We start from the raw sequence: 19316 nt of genomic DNA, 5'->3' as shown, positions 1-19316 counted from the left end.
CCTCACACACCGCCTTGCCGCGGGATGGAGCAGCCCGGTAGCTCGTCAGGCTCATAACCTGAAGGTCGCAGGTTCAAATCCTGCTCCCGCACCCAGTGATACCCCACAGGCGCCCCCTGTGGGGTTTTCTGCTTTCTGGGCCTGGACTCAGCGCCGACAGCGCCCCCAGGCTGCCGTGCACCTCCAGTTGGAACTTGCCCAGGCCTTCCTGCGGGATGAAGTCCATGCGCTCGATCAGTTTGCGCAATTCCGTCCGCACCTCCTCGCCGTCCTCTCCGTCGATCGCCTGGTGCAGGTTTTCCGCCAGCCGGCGGTAGGCCTCGGCGGCGCCGGGGTGCAGCTGGATCACCGACGGGGCGGCGTCGGCCGCCAGTCGGGCTTGGATCTCGCTCCGGCTGGTCTTCAGCGGGGCGCTGATCGTCTTCAGTTCTGCCGTCTCGATCGCGCCGTATAGGCACATGGCCTGCGCACGATTCAGTTTGCGCTCAATCTCCGTCAGTTCGCGTTCCAGCGGCACTCGTTCGAGGTGCCGTATGGAGTGTATCCTGAGAAGGGGGTGTCGATCGTGGGAGGTGGCTAGGTATCTCGGCATCGAAGTGGCTGACGCGCTGTAGATCTCGGAGCAGATAGACATCTAGGCTGGCTTGGACGGTCCGCCAGCAAGCGGACTGTCCCAATTTCTCGAAGGGGTGGTTTGCGGACGTTGCCTAGAACCCGTCGCAGTGCGACGGTCGTGGCATGTTTGAGGAAGCTCCCAAAGCACGCGCCGACATGACAAGCGGCACAGTCTACGCGGTGACCGGGGAAGGCGGCTGGACCTACTACGGCCAGGTTACGCCCGATAAGAGGATCGGCTTTTTTCGCTTTCGGAGCCGGGAGACTGCGGAAGTCGCAGAGGTGCTGGCTGCTCCGGCGATGACGGTAATAACCGTGGGTGTGCAGAGCATCACAGCCGCATTGCGCTCCGGGCTATGGAAAAAGCTGGGCCGCTTCGCCATTGCGCCCGCTGTTGCCGAACCTCGCCCATCTGTTCAATGGCCAGTCGGCACGCTCACGGTGACTGTTTGGACGGCCAAAGGCACTTGGGACACAAGGGTAGAAGACCCAGCTATTCAGGACATGGAGATCATGGCCGGTTGGGATGCCGAGCACCATGTGGCACCTCGCCTGACGGCGGATTTTGGCGAGGAAAAAGCGCCATGGCATGTCGGGGGGCCGATATGGCGGCAGCGACTGATTAAACAAGAAATGGCTTCCCGTTTTCCGGACCAGCCATGGCTCTTCACGGATTCCCGCAGGGCGTCGCGCGGCGTCTGGGCCGTCAGGCGGCCGTGCGACAGGACGCCGACCTGATCGACCAGGGCGTCCAGCTCATAGATCAGGTGGGTGGAGACCAGGATGGTGCAGTCGGTCTGGGACAGATGATCCGAGACCAGCTCCAGCACCGTGTCGCGCGCCGCCGGGTCCAGGCCGTCGGTGGGCTCGTCCAGAAGGAGCAGGGGCGGGCGGTGCGCCATGGCGGCCACGATCTGCGCGCGGCGCGCCTGGCCCTTGGACAGATGGCCGATCCGTCGCGAGACGTCGATGTCCAGGCGACGAGACAGGGCGGCGGCGTAATCGGCGTCCCAGGCGGGATAATAGACGGCCCGTTCGGCGAACCAGCGCTCGACGGTCATCCAGCTGGGTCCCATGCCGAAGCCTTCCGGCACATAGCCGACACGGGCGCGAACGCGCGCGCCGTTTCGATCCGCCGCCAGGCCCGTGACCTCGATCTGACCTCCGGTCGGTCGCTCCAGGTTCAGCAGGAGGCGCAGCAGGGTGGACTTCCCCGCCCCGTTCTCTCCGGCCAGCATATAGACGGCGCCTACGGGAACCCGCAGGTCGACAGCCTGCAAGGCGGTCGACCGTCCATAGATTTTGGACAGGGCGTGGGTCGCGACGGCGAGGCCGGCGTCTCCGTCGGCGGAAGAGGGCATGATCATTTGAGCGGGGCTTTCGAGGAGTCGGCCGAGCGGATCGCCTGGATGAACTGTTCCGCGTTCAGCCCCAGGCGCGCGGCTTCGACCAGCGACCGCTGGGCCAGTTCATGGGCCAGGGCAGTGCGGTCGTCGTCGATCTGGCGCGCGGAGCCGACGAAGGTGCCCTGTCCGCGCTGGACATAGGCCAGGCCCTCGCGCTCCAGCTCGCGATAGGCCTGGGCCACGGTGTTGGGATTGACCTTCAGGCTGACGGCCAGCTGGCGGACGGAGGGCAGGGGGTCGCCGCTAGCGAGCGCGCCTGAGGCCATGCCGCGCCGGACCTCGTCCATGATCTGGACGTAGATGGGGCGGCTGTCCGTGGGGTTGATGGAGAAGTGCAAGGAGCGATGTCCGATTGGTGTATCGGTGAACTAATACACCAATCGCGCGCCGTCAACGTCGCCGTATGCATGTGCGGAAAACAAAGTCGCGGTCACAGAGGAGAGCGGGTTGGGCCGAGAGGCTGATCTCCGCGCAGACTGCTACGCCATGAAGCGGATCGCAGGTGTGCGGTAACGGCCAAATCTTGCTCCCGCACCCAGCCCACACCCGGACGTGAGGCTCTGATCGACATTAAGCCCCATGGCCTCCAACCGTGGGGCTTTCTGCATTTCGCGCCTGCCGCAGCGCCAGCAACGCCGCCAGGTTCGGCGGCTGGTTCTGGATGACCCGCTCCGTCCGACGGGCGTTTGGTGGGGCGCCGGTGGTCGGGGTTGAGGTGCAGGTGAGGCTATCGCCCTGGAAGGCTGCGACCTCGTCGTGGAATTCACCGTGGCTCTGCGCGGACCGATCGCCTGGATCGGCGGCGAATGCCGGATCAAGGCTGGCTGTGTTGGGGGCGGGGGACAAAGATGGTCCGCTTCAATCGCTTCTTTATGGAAACTGTTGCCCAAGCTTGCTGCGATTGTAGCTTGAACGTGAGCAATTGATCATGAACTCGCCCTAGGTGCCGTCCCCGTCGCAAGGGGAGGCGGGCGCCGATGAAGTTCAGTATTTCGCCACGTGCAGCCGTGCCGCTGGCCATGGCGAGCGCGGCGCTTGTGGCGACGGCCTTGATCGCCGTTCCTCCTCATCCGGCTCAAGCTTCCATGGTGGAGCCTAGCGCTCGAGAGACTCTGGCTCGCTTGCCGCTGAGCCAGAACGGCGGGACGTGGAACTCTGGCCATGTTCAGGGTGTCGCCGTCGATGTCGACGGCGGCTTCATATATTATTCCTTCACCAACCTGTTGGCCAAATACGACCTTGAAGGGCGACTGGTCGGAACCTTGGTCGGATGGACAGGCCATCTGGGCGACCTGGCCTTCAATCCGGTCGACGGCAAGCTTTACGGCTCGCTGGAGTACAAGGCGGACCAGGCCTTTTATATCGCCGTCATCGATGTCGCGGGCCTGAATGAGGTCGGGGTCGAGGCCAGCCGCAGCGACCTGTTCAAAACGGTCCATCTGGCCGAGGTCGCCAGGGACTACGCTGCCGATATGGACGGCGATGGGCGCTTTGACGGTGACGTGGCCGCGACGCGCGATCATCGCTACGGCGCCTCGGGCATCGACGGGGTGGCGTTCGGCCCGCGCTTCGGGCGCAGGGGCGGCCCCTCCTTGTTGACCGTGGCCTATGGCGTCTACGGCGATGTGACGCGGACCGACAATGATCATCAGGTCCTGCTGCAGTACGACATCGCCGACTGGGGCCGTTACGCCCGTCCGCTGTCCGAGGCCGAGCCGCATCGTGCCGGCCCCGCCGCTGTTGACGGCAAGTATTTCGTCCGCACCGGCAATACGACCTATGGGGTGCAGACCCTCGCCTACGACGCCGAGGTCGGGCGCTGGTTCATGGGCGTCTATCAAGGCCGCAAGCCCGGCCTCCCCAACTATCTTCTGTTCGCCGTCGAGGCCGAGGCCCGGCCGACGCGGGGGGATCTGATCGGCGTGCCCGCGTCGTCCAGCGAAGGTTGGGAGCAGGGCCTGATCCTGCCTCTGGCTCAGGACGGTCTGGAAGACCCCGCCACAGGTCTGCGCGGCTGGCGCTGGAAGGCGGACGTCGGCCTGGAGCCCCTGGGGCGCGGTCTCTTCTATCTGGCGGTGAATTCGGGCGGGAAGGGGAGCCAGACCGCCGACCTGACCCTGATGCGCTGGACCGGCGATCCCCGGGCCCCTTTCGCGCCGGTCGACGCCGATGAACGCCTGAGACGAACCCCCACGCCCTGAGCCGCGCCTGACGGCTGCGCCCGCTCTCTCGGCGCGCCGCTCGCGGCGACCTGCATCCCCTCGCTTTTTCTCTTCCCTCCCAGTTGTTCGAGTAAACTCCCATGAAGGCCCGTTCTCGCCACCTCGCCAGCGTCAGCCCGCGAGCCCTCTTGCTGTATCCGCTGATGGCGGCCGCCTTTGCGTCCGTGACGCCTCAGGCGGCCGAGGCGCAAACGACCAGCCAGGCCGCGGCCCAGGCGCCCGCCGCCGCCGGCGCCCTGCGCGGCCGGGTGCTCGACACCGTCAGTGGCGAGTACCTGCGCAACGCCGAGGTTCGCGTCGAAGGCACGAGCATCGTCGCCTATTCCGAGGACGGCGGCGCCTTCCGTCTCAGCGGCGTGCCGACTGGCGAGGTCACGCTTGTGGTCCGCTACGCCGGCCTGCAGGAGGCGCGGGCCACGGCCAGCGTCATCGCAGGCCAGACGACGGTTCTCGACATCGAGCTGAAGGCGCCGCTCTACGCCGGCTCCGACGAGGCCTCTGCCGTGGAGGACATCGTGGTCACGGCCGCGCGCGGGGGCCAGGCCAAGGCGCTGATGGAGCGCCGCGTGGCGATGAACGCCAAGAACGTGGTCCCGGCCGACAACTTCGGCGCCCTGACCATGGGCGACGTGGGCGAGTTCATGAAGTCCATGCCGGGCCTGTCGATCGACTACACCGAGGTGGACGCCACGGCGGTTCGCATCGGCGGCCTGCCGCCCAAGTACTCCACCTTCACCATGGACGGGGCCAGGATGGCCACGGCCACCTCGAACAACAACTCGGGCCGTCAGAACTCGTTCGAGCAGATGTCGATCACCGGCATCGAGACCATAGAACTGAACCATACCTTGCTGGCCAGCATGGACGCGGACTCGCCGGGCGGCAGCATCAACCTGCGCAGTAAATACGCATTCCAGCTGCCCGGGCGGCAGCTGCGCTTCCAGGTGGGCGGGGTGGCGACCTCGGACTCGCCCCTGTCGCGCCACTACATGCCCGACGACAAGAAGCACGCCAGCCTCTATCCCTCGGCCCAGTTCTCCTACGCCGACGTCTTCATGGACGGCCGCCTGGGCGTGGCGGTCAGCGCCAGCCATAACGCCAACTATGTGCAGCAGGATCGCATCCAGACGGACTGGTCCTATCTGGCCGACGGCCGGGTGCTGCCCTATCAGGTCATGTGGCGTCCGGGCCCCAAGCTGACCAGCCGCACGGCCGCCAACCTGGCGCTGGACTACAAGGTCACCGAAGACCTGATCTTCTCGCTGCGCAGCAACTACTCGTTCTACGATGTCGAGTATTTCAACCAGTACACCTATCTGACCTTCGGCACGACGACCCGGTCCTACGCCGCGCCGGGTTCGACGGGCACGCATATCGTGGTCAATCCGGACGGTCGGAACACGCGCCTGCACACCGGCTATTCGCACCGCTACGCCGGGACGCCGACCTATCTGATCGCCCCCAAGCTGGAGTATAAGGGCGAGACGTGGGAAGCGGCGCTGCGCGCCAGCTATTCGTCGGCGGAGTTCAACTTCCGCGACACCAGCAAGGGCTTCTTCCAGCGAACCGACAACCACCTGACGGGGATTGGCTTCGAGATGGAGCGCGATTCCACGGACTCCAACGCCTGGTATCTGCGCCAGACGGCGGGTCGTTCGTGGAGCGATCCGATGAACTTCAATCGCGACATCGACATCGGCAACAACGTCCGCACGGCGGAATCGGACGCCGTCAACGACATGTATTCGCTGAATCTGGACGTGAAGAAGCGGCTCAGCATGGGCGACGTCTACTTCACCCTGATGGGCGGAATGGGCGCGCGCAGCAATGACTGGCGCACGGACGAGGGCTCCTACCAGCAGTTCCAGTACGTCGGCTCGACCGGCGACCTGACCCAGACCGCCCCCGAAGCCGTGGTGCCGTGGACCCAGAAATACCGCTTCGAGATGATCGGCTTTGATGCGGGCAACATGAACGCCCAAGGTTGGCGCGCCGACAGCCACTACGGCATGTACGACATCTACCGCGAACACCCTGAGTACTTCGTGGCGGACGAGGTCGGCAACCTGAAGCGCCGTCTCGACAACGACAAGCGGGTCAAGGAGGACATCACCTCCGCCTACGTTGAGGCCCAGGCCGACGCTGGCCGCGCGCGCTTCGACCTGGGGCTGCGCTATGAGAAGACAGAGACGGCGGCCCGCATCGCCGTCATTCGCCCGGCCAAGGAGGTCACGGACGCCGGCCTGTCGGTCAACACGGTCGAGGGGCTGCTGTACCAGTACAACAACGGGACCTATCAGGATCGCAAGGGCGAGTACGACGACTGGTTCTGGAGCGGCGGCGTCAAATACGACTTCACCGACAAGCTGGTGGGCCAGCTGTCCTTCAGCCAGGCGGTCCTGCGTCCCGACTACGGCAACCTGGGCGGGGTGGTGTCGGTCAACGACGACACCATGATCGTCACCGTGCCCAACCCCGAGCTGAAGCCGGAGCATTCGACGAAGTATTACGCCAGCCTGCAGTATTATCTGGCGCCGGCGGGCATCATCGGTCTGTCGGCCTACCAGCTCGACATGCAGGACATGCAGGTCACCGGCATGACGGTGAACCCTGAGGATGTCGGCTTCGATCCGGCTGAGTATGCGGGCTACACCTTCCGCAGCGCCCAGAACTTGCCGGGGACCAGCACCAACCGGGGCTATGTCGCGGAATACAGCCAGCAGCTGACCTTCCTGCCCGGCGCCTGGCGCGGCCTGGGCCTGCATGGCTCGGTGACCTATCTGGATCCGGACGGCGAGCGTCAGGGCACGCCGAAACAGGCCGCCAACTGGGGCGTGCGCTACAACATCGGCCGCTTCGACTTCCAGCTGAACGGCAACTGGCAGTCGAAATATCGCGTCAGCGGGCTGAACAACACGCCGACCACGGCCAACAACGGCGTCCTCTACCACTCGCCGCGCGAGCTGTGGAACGTCAGCGTGAACTACAAGATCAACGACCGCTTCGACCTGATGCTGGCGGGGCGCAACATCTTCAATTCGCCGGACGTCATCTACTCCAACGAGCGTGATCGGGTGCAGCAGTACACCGTCTACGGCTCGATGTGGAACATCGGCGTCAAGGGTGTCTTCTGATCCGCCTGAACCTCTGAAGGCCCGGCGGCTGCGTCGTCTCGCGACGGCGCGGCCGTACTGGGTCTAAGCGGGCGGCCCTGTCGCTCGATTGCATTTCCAAAGGATATGGCATGCCTCTGCTGCTTGATCGACGCCGGCTGGTGCTGGGCGGCGGCCTGGGCCTGGCGGCGCTGGGCCTGCCGGGCGGCGCGGCCCTGGCGAAGGCGCTTCTCGGCGCCTCTGGCTTCACCCACGGCGTGGCCAGCGGCGAGCCGGGCCCGGACTCCCTGCTGCTGTGGAGCCGCTACGTCCCGGCGAGTGGAGCCGACGAGGTCCGGCTGGATGTCGAGATCGCCCTGGACCGCGACTTCCGCCAGATCGCGGCGCGCGGCGTGGCGCGCACCGGCGCCTATCGCGACTGGACGGTGAAGATCACTCTGGATGGTCTGCAACCGGGCACGACCTACTGGTATCGCTTTATCGGTCCAGACGGGAGCCGGTCGCAGGCGGGGCGAGCGCGCACCCTGCCGGTCGGCCGGGCCGAGCGGTTCCGCATCGGGCTGTTCTCCTGCTCCAACCTGCCGATGGGCTGGTTCAACGCCTATGCCCATGCGGCGGCGCGCGAGGACGTCGACCTGTGGCTGCACGTCGGCGACTATGTTTATGAGTACGGCTTGGGCTCCTACGCCGTGGATGATCGCATAGCCGAGCGCGCGGTCCTGCCGGCCCACGATCATGAGATGGTCGCCCTGGCCGACTATCGCCTGCGCTTCGCCTGTTATCGCGCCGACCCTGACCTGCAGGCTGTACACGCGGCGGCGCCCATGGTCTGCGTCTGGGACGATCATGAAACGACCAACGACAGTTGGGAAGGCGGAGCCCAGAACCATCAGGCGGCGACCGAGGGCGACTGGAGCACGCGCCGCGCCGCCGCCGCTCAGGCCTATCTGGAATGGATGCCGATCTCGGAAGAGCCCTGGAAGGCCTATCCGATCGGCGATCTGGCCACCCTCTACCGCACGGAATCGCGGCTGATCGGCCGGACGCGCCAGGCCGACATCGGCGCCGCCTATCGCGAGGGGACCGACGCGGCCCTGACCGTCTTCCGCGACGGCGTCTGGCAGGACGCCTCGGCCTCCATGCTGGGCTCGACTCAGGAGGCCTGGCTGGCCCGCGAAATGCGGATCAACGCCCGCAAGACAGCCTGGCAGGTGGTGGGCATGGGCACGATCATGGGGCGCACCGTCATGCCCCAGGACGCCGTCAGCTGGCTGCGCTCGGACCTGAGCGAAGGCGCCGTCCGCTCCTTCACCAACGCGGCACGAGCGGGCCGGGTCGGCCTGCCCATGTGGATGGATCGCTGGGACGGCTATCCGGCGGCGCGCTCGCGCTTCCTCAAGGCGGCGCAGGATGCTGACGCGGATCTGGTCATGTTGGCGGGCGACAGCCACAACGCCTGGGCCTATTCCCTGTTCGAGGACGGCCGCCCCGCCGGGGTCGAGTTCGCCGGCCAGGCCGTGACCTCCAACGGCATCGAGCGCCAGCTGGGCGTGGCCCCGTCGGTCGCCGCCCGGTCCTTCGTCGCCGCCAATCCTGAGATGGCCTGGGCCCAGACCAGCGGGCGCGGCTACATGATGATCGACATCACGCCAGAGCGCGTCGGCGGCGAGTGGATATTCATGGAGACGATCAAGGCCCGCAGCACGGCTGTCGTGAGCACGCACCGGATGGCGGTCGAGAAGGGAAGAAGACGCTTCATCGCCTGACGGCATAGGCGAGGCTGTTTCTAAAGCCGAGCGTGGAGGACGGCGTGCTTGCGACGCCGTCCCCGCGCCTATCGCGAGGCGCCGATAGACTTGAGCGGTCTCCGCCCCGACGCTTCCGGAGGTGCGAAGGTTGCGCGACGCTTCAAAAGCGCCTGGGATGGCGGCGTCCGGCAGAACGCTGGGTTCGAAGATCGCTTTCGTCGTCTTCGGCGCTTCTATCTGGGAGCCAGGCCGACGTGGTTCAGGTGGCCCCGCAATCTCTTCAACGGCGCCTGCTTGGTCGAGGTCGCCAATGTCGTTGACGGTCTATGAGTGCAATTGTAGATAATTGCGCGACGTCGGAGGTTGTGTGGCCGTTTCCAAACCTGGTGTTTCCGCGGACGGCATCGCTGATGCACTGACGGTTCGGATCGTGCGCGGAGAGCTCGCGCCGGACGCCAAGCTCCGCCAGGAACACGTCGCAGACGAGTTCAAGGTCAGCCATGTCCCGGTGCGCGAGGCCTTCCTGCGTCTGGTTGCCAAGGGACTGGCGGTCAGCAAACCGAATGTCGGGGTTCGGGTCGCGTCACTGGATCAGGCGGCCCAGCGCGAGGTCAAGCTGATGCGCGCGGCGCTGGAACCGGTGGCGCTGATGCATTCAGTGCCTAACCTTACCCAGGACGAGATCGGGCGGCTGGAGGAACTGCGTCTGGCCTGCGACGCGGCGACCGACATCCATAGCTGGGAGGCGGCCAATCGCGCCTTCCACCTGGGGACCATGGCGGCCTGCGGCATGCCGCGCCTGCTGGAAGAGGTGGGCAATCTGCAACTGCACGGCTCGCGGCATATGCTGGTGCAGTACAGGGAGCGGTGGAAGCCGCGGCCCGATCCCGACCACCACGCCTTGATGGCGGCGATCCGCGCCCGCGACGTGCAGGGGGCGCTGGCCACGGCCGAGCGCCATCTGGGACGGGCGGTCTAGGCCTTTCGCGCGATCAGCCAGACGGGCTGATAGGTCAGTGGGACGCGGCCTGACTGGCCAAACCGCGCATCATATTCGTGGCAGAAGGCGTCGAGATCGCGGCGGGTCCAGGGACGGCTGGCGCGGCCGTTGACGCCGGTGTCGCGCAGGTGGCGCAGTACTTCGCGCGGCGTGGCGAAGCATAGGGATCGGGCGCGCGACCCTGACTCCTGCACGGTCCAGCCGGACGGCAGCAGGCTGGCCGTGGCGGCGGCCGACAGCAGCGACGGGGCGGCGGCCTGACTGCCGAGGGCCTGAAGCTCGGGGAAGTGGTCGGGGCCGAAGCCGGACAGGGCCAGCCAGCCGCCGGGCCGCACCGCCTCACACAGGCGCTGGATCAGCCCCTGCGGATCGGCGATCCACTGGATCATGGAGGCCGAGATGACCAGATCGAGGTCCGGGGGCAGAGCCAGGGTTTCGATGTCTCCAGGGCGGTAGTCGGCCTGCGGCGCGAAGGGCAGGGGCGGCGCCGCCAGATCATTCAGGTGCAGGGTCTCGATCGGCAGGCGCTGCAGCACAAGCCGGGTCAGCTGGCCGGTGCCGTAACCGGCTTCGAAAACGCGGGTGAGGCGGGTGTCGGCGGCGTGGCGCAGCAGACGGCGGATCAGGCCCCGGGCGATGGCCTTCTGCACCAGGGCGCTGTCGTCATAGGTGGCGAAGCCCCGGCGAAAGCTGCGCTGAACGCGGGCGGTGGCGCTCATGCCAGGAGGTCGCGCCAGTCGGCGAAGGCGGGGAACGGGTTGTGGCCGGCGTCGAGCCAGCAGACGCGGTCGCTTTGATCGCGCCATGCCGCTTCCAGATTCTCGGGCGGAAAGATGCGGTCATTGCGTCCCAGCCAGATGCGGTCAAAGCCGGGGTGGGGAGCGGGGCCGCGCGCGATGACAGCGTGCAGTTCGTCTCTCAGGGCGGGGATGTCGCTGGCTTCGGGCAGGGGAGCGCGGGCGCGGCGGGCGAACTGGCGCAGGCTGGTCTCGGTTAACTGGTCGGCGGTCTGGCGGGCCCGCTCGGGCGGGATGCCGAGGCGCTCGTCGACGGGGTGCAGGGAGCCGCACACGGCGATCATGCGATCGAAGTCGAGTTCTTTCGAGGCTAGGGCGTGGCCTGTCCCCCCGACGCCGAAGGAATAGGCGATCAGGCTGCGCCGGGCGTAGGGGCGCAGCGGCTCGGGGTCGAAATCAAGCCTCCGATAGTCGGTGAGCAGCAAAACGTCGGCCTCGCCGCCCAGATGGGAGAAGGGCGCGGCGCCGAGGGCCCAGCCGCCGAACACGACGATCAGCTCATCAGCGCCGTCGCGTTGCAGCCACTGAGCCTTCATGCGCGCCACCCGGCGATGTCCAGCATGGCGGTGGTGATGCGCGTCAGCTCGTCCGGTCGGACGACATAGGGCGGCATGGCGTAGAGCAGCCGACCGAAGGGGCGCAGGAAGACGCCCGAGGTTTTTGCGAAGGCGTGGACGCGGGCGGTGTCCAGCGGAGCCTTCATCTCGATCACCCCGATGGCACCGAGGATTCGGACGTCCTGCACGCCGTCGAGCCACCGGGCCGGAGCCAGTTCGGCGCGGAGTTGGGCCTCGATCCGGGCGACCGCGTCGCGCCAGCCGCCGTCCTGCAAAAGATCAAGACTGGCCCCGGCGGCGGCGCAGGCCAGGGGATTGGCCATGAAGGTGGGGCCGTGCATCAGCACGCCGGGCGATCCGGCCGAGATGGCCTCGGCGACTGTTTCATGGGCGACCGTGGCGGCGAAGGTGATGTGGCCGCCGGTCAGGGCCTTGCCGAGGCAGAGGATGTCGGGGGCGGCGTCGACGAAATCCATGGCGAACATCCGCCCGGTGCGACCAAAGCCGGTGGCGATTTCGTCGAAGATCAGCAGGACGCCGTGCGCGTCGCACAGGGCGCGCAGCCCGGTCAGATAGGCGGGGTGATAGAAGCGCATCCCGCCCGCGCCCTGAACCACGGGCTCGAGGATGAAGGCGGCGATCCGCTCGCCGTGCGCCTCAAACAACTGCGCTACCTCGGACAGGCCGTTTCGGCTCGGGTCCTCGTCCCATTCGGCGTCGAAGGGGATTGGCGGGGCGGCGACGAAGTGTTCGATCTGAAGCGCGCGGCCGTATTGGCCATGCATGCCGGTGTCGGGGTCGCACAGGCTCATCGCCTTCCAGGTGTCGCCGTGATAGCCGCCGCGCACGGTGGCGAAGGCGGTGCGGGCGGAAAAGCCGCGCGCCACCTGGGCTTGCAACGCCATCTTTAGCGCCACCTCGACCGCGACCGAGCCGCTGTCGGAATAGAAGATGCGGTTCAACCCGTCGGGCAACATCGCGACCAGCCGCCGCCCCAGATCGATGGCGGGATCATGGGTCAGGCCGCCGAACATGACGTGCGGCATGCGGTTGAGCTGGGCCGTCATGGCGGCGACGATCTGCGGATGGCGATGGCCGTGGGCCGCGCACCACCAGGAGGACATGGCGTCGATCATGCGCGTGCCGTCGGCCAGGGTCAGCCAGACGCCCTCGGCTTCGACCACGTAATGGACCGGGCCGGGTTCGCGCATCCCGGCGTAGGGGCGCCAGAGGTGGCGACGGTCGAAGGCGATGGCGTCGTCCATCACAGGGTCTCGCGAATGGCGGCGACGTCGATGGCCTCGAAGGCGGCGGTCAAGGCGTCAGGGGTCAGGTCAGCGAGGAAGGGCAGTCGCCCCAGATCGCGCGCCTGGCCCATCTCGGCGATCGTGCGGCGGCTGTCGGCCATCTCCTCGCCGACGAAGGCGACGCCCGCCACCGTGCAGCCCATGGAGCGCAGGGCGGTCAGCGACAGCAGGCTGTGGTTGATGGTGCCCAAGCTGGTGCGCGCCACCAGAATGACAGGGGCTTTCCATCCGGCGACGACGTCGAGGAAGAGGTGCTGACGCGTCAGCGGCACCATCAGTCCGCCGGCGCCCTCGATCACCAGCGGCCCCTTAACCGCTGGCAAGGTCAGGCGGGCGAGGTCGATCTCGATCCCTTCCGACTCCGCCGACAGGTGGGGCGAGGCGGGCATCTGCAGGCAGTAGGCCTCGGGCAGGACGGGTCGGCCCGACAGGTGGGTCACGGTCTCGCTGTCGGTGACTTCTTCCAGCCCGGACTGGACCGGCTTCCAGTAGGTGGCGCCCAGCGCGCGGGTCAGTCCGGCGCTGAAGACGGTCTTGCCGATGCCGGTGTCGGTGCCGGTGACGATGACAGTGCTCATAGGTAGGTGGATCCGACGTCTGACAGGGTTTCAAACAGGCCCGTGACGGCGGCCTGATCTGCGGCGCCGGTCAGCGAGATGCGCAGGCGCGCCGTGCCCTTGGGCACGGTCGGCGGGCGCACGGCGCGCACGTCGTAGCCGCGCGATTGCAGCGTCCGGGCCAGGGCGACGGCCTCGCCGTCCGCGCCGACATGGATCGGCAGGATCTGGCTTTCGAAGCCGTCCAGCCCGCACAGGCGCCGGGCCTCGGCGTGGGCGTGGGCGATCCGGGCCCAGGCGCGCTCGCGGAGGTCGGGCCGGTCGTGCAAGGCTCTCAGGCTGGCGCGCACCACGGCGGCGTTCAGCGGCGAGGGGGCGGTGGCGAAGATGAAGGGGCGGGCCTTGTTGACCAGGGTCTCGATCAGCACCGCGTCGCCGCAGATCAGGGCCCCGACCGCCCCCAGCCCCTTGCCGCAGGTGTGCAGGGTCAGCAGGTTCGGGTCGTGCGGCTGGCTCAACGCGCGGCCCGCGCCCATGGGACCGAACAGGCCGGTGGCGTGGGCCTCGTCCACCACCAGGACGGCGTCGTGGCAACGAGCCAGTTCTAAGAGCTGGTCCAGCGGCGCGAGGTCGCCTTCCATGGAATAGAGGCTCTCGACCGCCAGCCAGACCCGGCCGGTTCCGCCCTCCGCCCGCCAGGACTGGATCTCGGCCTCGGCGGCGGCGACGTCATTGTGGGCGAAGGGGCGCGCATCGGCCCGGCCCAGCCGCATCCCGTCATGGACGCTGGCGTGGATCAGGGCGTCGTAGAGGACCAGATCGCCCTGCATGGGCAGGGCCGAAAAGAGGGCGTGGTTGGCCTGAAAGCCGCCGCCGACGAAGAGGGCGGCCTCGACGCCGAAGAAGGCGGCCGCCTCTTCCTCCAGCGCCTCGTGCTCCGGGTGGTTGCCGCGCAGCAGCCGCGACCCGGCGGCTCCGACCGGCACGCCTCGGTTCAGGGCGTCGAGGGCGGCTTGCTTCAGCAGGTCGGACCCGGCCAGCCCCAGATAGTCGTTGGAGGCGAAGTCGAGCCCGACCGCCGGTGCCCGCGCCCGCAGCCGATCACGCGCGGCCAGGGCGTCCAGGCCGGCGCGATGGCGCGGGTGGGAGCTCACGCGGCCTGCTCTTGGACGGGCTCCTCAGCGGGCTTGAGGCAGGCCGGGGCGACCTCGAGGGTCTCGGCGCGCAGGTTCAGCTTGTTGAACAGCAGGGCGTCCTTGTCCTCGCCGGGGTTGTCGGCGGTCAGCAGGGTGTCGCCGACAAAGATGGAGTTGGCGCCGGCGAAGAAGCACAGGGCCTGCAGTTCGTCGCTCATCTCCGAGCGTCCGGCCGACAGGCGGACATAGGCGCGCGGCATCAGGATGCGAGCCGTGGCGATGGTGCGGACCATCTCGATCGGGTCCAGCGGGGCCATGTCGGCCATCGGCGTGCCCTTCATCGGCATCAGCATGTTGATCGGCACGGATTCCGGAGGCTCGTCCATCTCGGCCAGGGTGCGCAGCATGTCGATGCGGTCGTCGGCGGTCTCGCCCATGCCGACGATGCCGCCGGAACAGACGTTGATCCCCGCCGCGCGGACGCGGTCCAGCGTGTCGAGCCGGTCGGCGAAGGCGCGGCTGGTGATGACTTCGGAATAGTAGCGTTCCGAGGTGTCGATGTTGTGGTTGTAGTAGTCGAGGCCCGCCGCGCGCAGCTGGGCCGCCTGGTCGTCGCTGAGCATGCCCAGGGTCATGCAGGTCTCCAGTCCCATGGCCTTGACGCCCCGGACCATGGCCAGGACGCCAGGCATGTCGCGTTCCTTGGGTGAGCGCCAGGCGGCGCCCATGCAGTAGCGCGTCGCGCCCGCCGCCTTGGCCTTGCGCGCCTCGTTCAGAACCTTCTGGACCTCCATCATCTTGGAGGCTGACAGCGCGCTGTCGTAGCGCGCCGACTGCGAGCAGTAGGAGCAGTCCTCGGGGCAGCCCCCGGTCTTGATGGACAGCAGCTTGGAGCACTGGATCGTGCTCGGCTCGAAGTGGGCCCGATGCACCGTCTGAGCCCGATAGAGCAGTTCCATGAATGGCGCGTTGTAGATCGCGGCTGCGTCGGGTTTGGAATTATCTATCATTCTGAGTGCTCAAACTGCAATGCCAGCGAGAGCTGATCTAAATGATAGATATCATCCTGTAAAAGTGGATATTCGAGCCAATATTATATATTATTCTGAATTAGGGCGGGTCGATCAGTCTTGGCAGCGGTCGTCGTATTCGAAAGAGGCGGCACTAAACGAAAACACCCCCGCACGAGGTGTGCGGGGGTGTCCGACCGTTTCGCTTGTCAGTGCGCCTTAGTCAGCCGGGTACGCGAACGGGTCGGTCGGCGTCGGTTCGGTCGGCAGCGGCATGCGCGGCAGGGGGGCGTCGCGGTTGGCCGCATTCAGCAGGAAGCTGGCCAGGATGATCGCCGCCTGACGCAGGTCCTCGGGCTTCAGGTGGTCATAGCTGTCGATGCTGGTGTGGTGGACGCGGCTGGAATAGTCGAGCGGGTCCTGGATGAACTGATAACCGGGCACGCCCACGGTCTGCATATAGACGTGGTCGGTGCCGCCCGAGGGACGCAACGAGACGGTGGTGGCGCCCATGCTGGCGAACGGGGCCAGCCATTCCTGGAAGATGGGGGCGGCGGCGACATTGCCCTCGGCGTTGATGCCGCGGATCTTGCCCGAGCCGTTGTCCAGGTTGAAGTAGGCGACCAGGTCGCGATAGCCGGGGCGCGGCTCGACCGGCCAGCGGTTGCGCCAGGTGCGGTTGTTGGGCAGGGCGGCCAGGGCCGGGTCCGTCGCGGGCGCGCGCGTGGCCAGATAGCGGTCGACATAGGCCAGCGAACCGAGGATGCCCTGCTCTTCGCCGTTCCACAGGGCGAAGCGGATGGTGCGCTTGGGCTTGACCTTCATCTGAGACAGGATGCGGGCGGCCTCCATGACCACGGCGCTGCCGGCGGCGTTGTCCTGGGCACCGTCCGAGGCGACCCAGCTGTCCAGGTGGGCGCCGGCCATGACGTACTCGCCCGAGCGGTCCGTGCCGGGAATGTCGGCCAGGATGTTGTAGGCGTTGACGTCTTCGTCGTGGAACTGGACCTCGCTGAGCAGCGACAGCATCGGCGGCGTGTCGGTCAGGGCCAGACGGGCGAGACGGCGATAGTCCTCGGCGGCGATCTCCATGCCCGGCAGCTTGGGCGTAGCGCCGACCTGATAGGTGTAGCCGGTGCCGTGCAGCAGGCCGCCGTCGCGCTGGGACATCCGCACCCAGGCCAGAGCGCCTTCCTCGGCCAGGAAGGCGTCGAGGCGGGCGGTGAACTCGGCCGTCTTCAGCTGGCGTTCGACGGGGACGTGGGCGTGCTGCGGCTGGATATAGGTGTTGCGGTCGCGCAGTTCGGCGTCGGTCCAGCGACGGAAGGCCGGTTCGGTCGGCTCGGAGCCGGTGTCGGGGCGGGACAGCATGACGATCTTGCCCGACAGCTTGCCGCGCCACTTGTCGAAGTCCTCGACCTTGGTGATCGGGGCGACGATGACGCCCGCGCTGATGGTCCCGTTGGTCGAGGGGGTCCAGGCGACCGGAATGGCGCGCAGTTCAATGCCGCGCGGCGCCGTCATGCGGGCGCTGGAGCGGACGATGGACCAGCCACGGCCGAACTCGAACCCTTCGGCGCGGACGTTGGACAGGCCCCAGTCGCGGAACTGCTGCTGGCTCCACTGTTCGGCCTGACGCATCTGCGGCGAGTTGGTCATCCGTCCGCCGATCCGGTCGGTCAGATAGGCGGCGGTCTGCATGACCTCGCTGTGGTTCAGGCCCTGATCGATGATGCCGTTGATGGCGACGCGGTCGACCGACTGCGCCAGGGCCGGCGTGGCGATGCAAAGGGCCGACAGGCCGACGAGCAGACGTTTCATGTGTGGAAGCCCCCGAGAATCACTATGCCTGGGATTTGACGCCATGCGCGAGCGCTCTGCAAATCACGGCGACGTCTGCGGCGTCTTCGGTTGACCCTGACAAGGGCGCGGTCCTACTGGCGTCACTGGACTTGAGGAGAGGGCCGATGGCGGCGCTGATGATTCAGGGCTGCGGCTCGGATGTGGGCAAGTCGGTGCTGGTCGCGGGCCTGTGCCGCCTGTTCGCCAATCGCGGCCTGACCGTGCGGCCGTTCAAGCCGCAGAACATGTCCAACAACGCCGCCGTCACCGGCCCCGACGCTGAGGGGCGCGCGGGCGAGATCGGGCGGGCGCAGGCGCTTCAGGCCCTGGCCTGCCGCACGGCGCCGACCGTGGACATGAACCCCGTCCTGTTGAAGCCGCAGAGCGACACGGGCGCCCAACTGGTGGTGCGCGGTCGGGTCGAGGGCGTCTGGCAGGCGGCGGGCTATCAGGACCGCAAGGCCGCTCTGCTGGATGTGGTGCTCGACAGTTTCCACCGCCTTCAGGCGGAAGCCGATCTGGTCATTGTTGAGGGGGCGGGCAGTCCGGCGGAGACCAATCTGCGCGCCGGCGACATCGCCAACATGGGCTTCGCTTGCGTCGCAGATGTGCCGGTGGTGCTGGTCGGCGACATCGACCGGGGCCATGTCATCGCCGCCCTTGTCGGCGCCCACGCCGTGCTGAATGAGGGCGACCGGGGGATGATCCAGGGCTTTCTGATCAACAAGTTCCGGGGCGATCCATCCCTTTTCAATGAAGGGCGGGCCGAGATCGAACGCCGCACCGGCTGGGCCGATCTGGGCATGGCGCCCTGGCTGGCCGATGCCCGGTCCCTGCCGGCGGAAGACGCCGTGGTGCTGGATCGGACCGCCGGGCGCGGGGCAGGGCGGCGCGTCCGCATCGCCGTGCCCATGCTGTCGCGCATCGCTAATTTCGACGACTTCGATCCGTTGCGGCATGAGCCCGGCGTGGACTTCGGCTTCGTCCCGCCGGGCACGGCTCTGCCGGGCGACGCCGACCTGATCATCCTGCCGGGAACCAAGGCGACCCTGGCGGATCTGGCCTTCCTGCGCGCTCAGGGTTGGGACGTCGACATCGCCGCACATGTGCGGCGCGGCGGGCGGGTCCTGGGCGTCTGCGGCGGCTATCAGATGCTGGGTCGCACGATCAGCGACCCTGACGGCGTCGAGGGCGTGGCGGGCTCGGCGCCCGGCCTGGGTCTGCTCGATGTTGAGACGGTGCTGGCCGGTGAGAAGACTCTGCGCCAGACCACAGGGGCGCTGGCGGCCTCTGACGCGGCCTTCGCGGGCTATGAGATCCACATCGGCCAGACCGATGGTCCGGATACGAGCCGCCCCTTTGCCCGCATCGAGGGGCGTGGGCATGGCGCGATGTCCGCCGATGGGCGGATCGCCGGCCTCTATGTCCATGGCCTGTTCGATCAGGCCGAGGCGCGGGCGGCGATCCTGGCCGATCTAGGGGCTTCGTCGGACGGCGTGGACCAGACGCAGCGCGTCGACCGTGCCCTGGACCGGATCGCCGAGGTGCTGGGAGCGCACTTCGACATTCAGGCCCTCAGCCGGATCGCCGGCCTGACCTGAGCGGCTCTAGGCCGCCAAGGTGGTGTGGACCGGCACGCCGTTCTTGATCGCCAGGGTGACGGGCGTGCGCTCGGCCACCTCGGCCAGACGGGCGCGCTGGGCGTCGTCCAGAGGCCCTTCGGGCGTCAGCGCGCGTTCGATGCGCGGCGGGGTTTCGCCGCCCCGGTATTCCAACTGGACGTCCAGGCCCTCCAGCGGCCAGCCCTTCTTCTCGGCGTACATGGTCAGGGTGATGGCGGTGCAGGCCCCCAGCGCCGAGATCAGCAGATCGAACGGGGCAGGGCCGCTGTCTGCGCCGCCCAGGCGTTCGGGTTCGTCGGCGGTCAGTTCGTGCTTCAGGTCGCCGCCCGTCCGGATCGAGGTCCGGTAGCGGGCGGTTCCGATATGGGCGTGGGCGATGGCCAT

At 67.5% G+C, this 19316-nt stretch carries 16 protein-coding genes and 1 tRNA gene; 6 read left to right on the top strand and 11 right to left on the bottom strand.

The genetic code is table 11. The features are described from left to right. The first annotated feature begins 18 nt into the window (after nucleotides 1-18). Nucleotides 19-95 (top strand) — tRNA-Met (locus tag ACFYLW_RS15745). Here ACFYLW_RS15745 and ACFYLW_RS15740 read toward each other — a convergent pair. The 3 genes from ACFYLW_RS15740 to ACFYLW_RS15730 form a co-directional block, all read right to left on the bottom strand. Beyond that, nucleotides 74-517, bottom strand: coding sequence for a hypothetical protein (locus ACFYLW_RS15740; protein WP_312063542.1), 444 nt, complete (start codon nucleotides 515-517; stop codon nucleotides 74-76). The two genes, ACFYLW_RS15745 and ACFYLW_RS15740, sit on opposite strands and share 22 nt — an antisense overlap. A 595-nt stretch (nucleotides 518-1112) precedes the next feature. Then, on the bottom strand, nucleotides 1113-1976 hold the full coding sequence (locus ACFYLW_RS15735; protein WP_390183218.1) for an ABC transporter ATP-binding protein: 864 nt from the start codon (nucleotides 1974-1976) through the stop codon (nucleotides 1113-1115). Between the two features lie 2 nt (nucleotides 1977-1978). Continuing rightward, on the bottom strand, nucleotides 1979-2359 hold the full coding sequence (locus tag ACFYLW_RS15730; protein WP_312063538.1) for a GntR family transcriptional regulator: 381 nt from the start codon (nucleotides 2357-2359) through the stop codon (nucleotides 1979-1981). Nucleotides 2360-2998: 639 nt separating this feature from the next. Between ACFYLW_RS15730 and ACFYLW_RS15725 the strand changes: the two genes are divergently transcribed. The 4 genes from ACFYLW_RS15725 (at nucleotide 2999) to ACFYLW_RS15710 (ending at nucleotide 10083) form a co-directional block, all read left to right on the top strand. Continuing rightward, entirely contained in the window at nucleotides 2999-4222 is a 1224-nt protein-coding gene (locus ACFYLW_RS15725) for a hypothetical protein (protein ID WP_312063536.1), read from the top strand. A gap of 101 nt (nucleotides 4223-4323) precedes the next feature. Next, a complete protein-coding gene (locus tag ACFYLW_RS15720) occupies nucleotides 4324-7377 on the top strand; it encodes a TonB-dependent receptor (protein WP_312063534.1) in 3054 nt (1017 codons plus the stop codon). Between the two features lie 110 nt (nucleotides 7378-7487). Next, nucleotides 7488-9122, top strand: coding sequence for an alkaline phosphatase D family protein (locus tag ACFYLW_RS15715; protein ID WP_312063532.1), 1635 nt, complete (start codon nucleotides 7488-7490; stop codon nucleotides 9120-9122). A gap of 349 nt (nucleotides 9123-9471) precedes the next feature. Then, nucleotides 9472-10083: a GntR family transcriptional regulator gene (locus tag ACFYLW_RS15710; RefSeq protein ID WP_312063530.1), complete on the top strand. Its 612-nt coding sequence runs from the start codon at nucleotides 9472-9474 to the stop codon at nucleotides 10081-10083. Here ACFYLW_RS15710 and ACFYLW_RS15705 read toward each other — a convergent pair. From ACFYLW_RS15705 to ACFYLW_RS15675, 7 genes are all read right to left on the bottom strand, one after another. Beyond that, the gene (locus ACFYLW_RS15705; protein WP_312063528.1) at nucleotides 10080-10823 is read right to left on the bottom strand and encodes a methyltransferase domain-containing protein; all 744 of its coding nucleotides are present in this window, start codon (nucleotides 10821-10823) and stop codon (nucleotides 10080-10082) included. The genes ACFYLW_RS15710 and ACFYLW_RS15705 overlap by 4 nt on opposite strands. Beyond that, nucleotides 10820-11437, bottom strand: a complete 618-nt coding sequence (locus tag ACFYLW_RS15700) for a pimeloyl-ACP methyl esterase BioG family protein (protein ID WP_312063526.1) — start codon at nucleotides 11435-11437, stop codon at nucleotides 10820-10822. Before ACFYLW_RS15700 ends, ACFYLW_RS15705 begins: the two co-directional genes overlap by 4 nt. Beyond that, nucleotides 11434-12723, bottom strand: coding sequence for an adenosylmethionine--8-amino-7-oxononanoate transaminase (gene bioA / locus ACFYLW_RS15695; RefSeq protein ID WP_312063524.1), 1290 nt, complete (start codon nucleotides 12721-12723; stop codon nucleotides 11434-11436). Before bioA ends, ACFYLW_RS15700 begins: the two co-directional genes overlap by 4 nt. Continuing rightward, nucleotides 12723-13343 (bottom strand): dethiobiotin synthase, encoded by a 621-nt coding sequence (bioD, locus tag ACFYLW_RS15690; protein WP_312063522.1) that lies wholly within the window; start codon nucleotides 13341-13343, stop codon nucleotides 12723-12725. Before bioD ends, bioA begins: the two co-directional genes overlap by 1 nt. Next, complete coding sequence (locus ACFYLW_RS15685; protein WP_312063520.1) at nucleotides 13340-14476, bottom strand: 8-amino-7-oxononanoate synthase; 1137 nt, start codon at nucleotides 14474-14476, stop codon at nucleotides 13340-13342. The genes bioD and ACFYLW_RS15685 overlap by 4 nt, the downstream gene beginning before the upstream one ends. Next, nucleotides 14473-15468 carry a biotin synthase BioB gene (bioB, locus tag ACFYLW_RS15680; protein ID WP_312063518.1) on the bottom strand — a complete coding sequence of 332 codons (996 nt, stop codon included), beginning with the start codon at nucleotides 15466-15468 and terminating at the stop codon, nucleotides 14473-14475. Before bioB ends, ACFYLW_RS15685 begins: the two co-directional genes overlap by 4 nt. 219 nt (nucleotides 15469-15687) lie before the next feature. Beyond that, nucleotides 15688-17289, bottom strand: a complete 1602-nt coding sequence (locus ACFYLW_RS15675; RefSeq protein WP_312063516.1) for a M20/M25/M40 family metallo-hydrolase — start codon at nucleotides 17287-17289, stop codon at nucleotides 15688-15690. Nucleotides 17290-17435: 146 nt separating this feature from the next. On the opposite strand from ACFYLW_RS15675, the gene ACFYLW_RS15670 reads away from it, so the two are divergent. Beyond that, nucleotides 17436-18911, top strand: a complete 1476-nt coding sequence (locus ACFYLW_RS15670) for a cobyric acid synthase (RefSeq protein ID WP_312063514.1) — start codon at nucleotides 17436-17438, stop codon at nucleotides 18909-18911. 6 nt (nucleotides 18912-18917) lie between these two features. Here ACFYLW_RS15670 and ACFYLW_RS15665 read toward each other — a convergent pair whose 3' ends face one another. Then, nucleotides 18918-19316 (bottom strand): OsmC family protein, encoded by a 399-nt coding sequence (locus ACFYLW_RS15665; protein ID WP_312063512.1) that lies wholly within the window; start codon nucleotides 19314-19316, stop codon nucleotides 18918-18920.

The sequence above is a fragment of the Brevundimonas sp. NPDC007368 genome (genome assembly GCF_042869015.1).
In the GTDB taxonomy this organism is placed as follows: domain Bacteria; phylum Pseudomonadota; class Alphaproteobacteria; order Caulobacterales; family Caulobacteraceae; genus Brevundimonas.
The sequence above is the reverse complement of the archived record's forward strand: the minus strand, read 5'-3'. Positions and strand labels throughout refer to the sequence as shown.

Excerpts from the sequence above, each read along its gene's own strand:
- ACFYLW_RS15735 (WP_390183218.1), bottom strand. The coding sequence starts at position 1,976 with ATGCCCTCTTCCGCCGACGGAGACGCCGGCCTCGCCGTCGCGACCCAC.
- ACFYLW_RS15675 (WP_312063516.1), bottom strand. The coding sequence starts at position 17,289 with ATGAAACGTCTGCTCGTCGGCCTGTCGGCCCTTTGCATCGCCACGCCG.
- ACFYLW_RS15725 (WP_312063536.1), top strand. The coding sequence starts at position 2,999 with ATGAAGTTCAGTATTTCGCCACGTGCAGCCGTGCCGCTGGCCATGGCG.
- bioB (WP_312063518.1), bottom strand. The coding sequence starts at position 15,468 with ATGATAGATAATTCCAAACCCGACGCAGCCGCGATCTACAACGCGCCA.
- ACFYLW_RS15665 (WP_312063512.1), bottom strand. The coding sequence starts at position 19,316 with ATGGCCATCGCCCACGCCCATATCGGAACCGCCCGCTACCGGACCTCG.
- bioA (WP_312063524.1), bottom strand. The coding sequence starts at position 12,723 with ATGGACGACGCCATCGCCTTCGACCGTCGCCACCTCTGGCGCCCCTAC.
- ACFYLW_RS15720 (WP_312063534.1), top strand. The coding sequence starts at position 4,324 with ATGAAGGCCCGTTCTCGCCACCTCGCCAGCGTCAGCCCGCGAGCCCTC.
- ACFYLW_RS15670 (WP_312063514.1), top strand. The coding sequence starts at position 17,436 with ATGGCGGCGCTGATGATTCAGGGCTGCGGCTCGGATGTGGGCAAGTCG.
- ACFYLW_RS15700 (WP_312063526.1), bottom strand. The coding sequence starts at position 11,437 with ATGAAGGCTCAGTGGCTGCAACGCGACGGCGCTGATGAGCTGATCGTC.
- ACFYLW_RS15715 (WP_312063532.1), top strand. The coding sequence starts at position 7,488 with ATGCCTCTGCTGCTTGATCGACGCCGGCTGGTGCTGGGCGGCGGCCTG.
- bioD (WP_312063522.1), bottom strand. The coding sequence starts at position 13,343 with ATGAGCACTGTCATCGTCACCGGCACCGACACCGGCATCGGCAAGACC.
- ACFYLW_RS15705 (WP_312063528.1), bottom strand. The coding sequence starts at position 10,823 with ATGAGCGCCACCGCCCGCGTTCAGCGCAGCTTTCGCCGGGGCTTCGCC.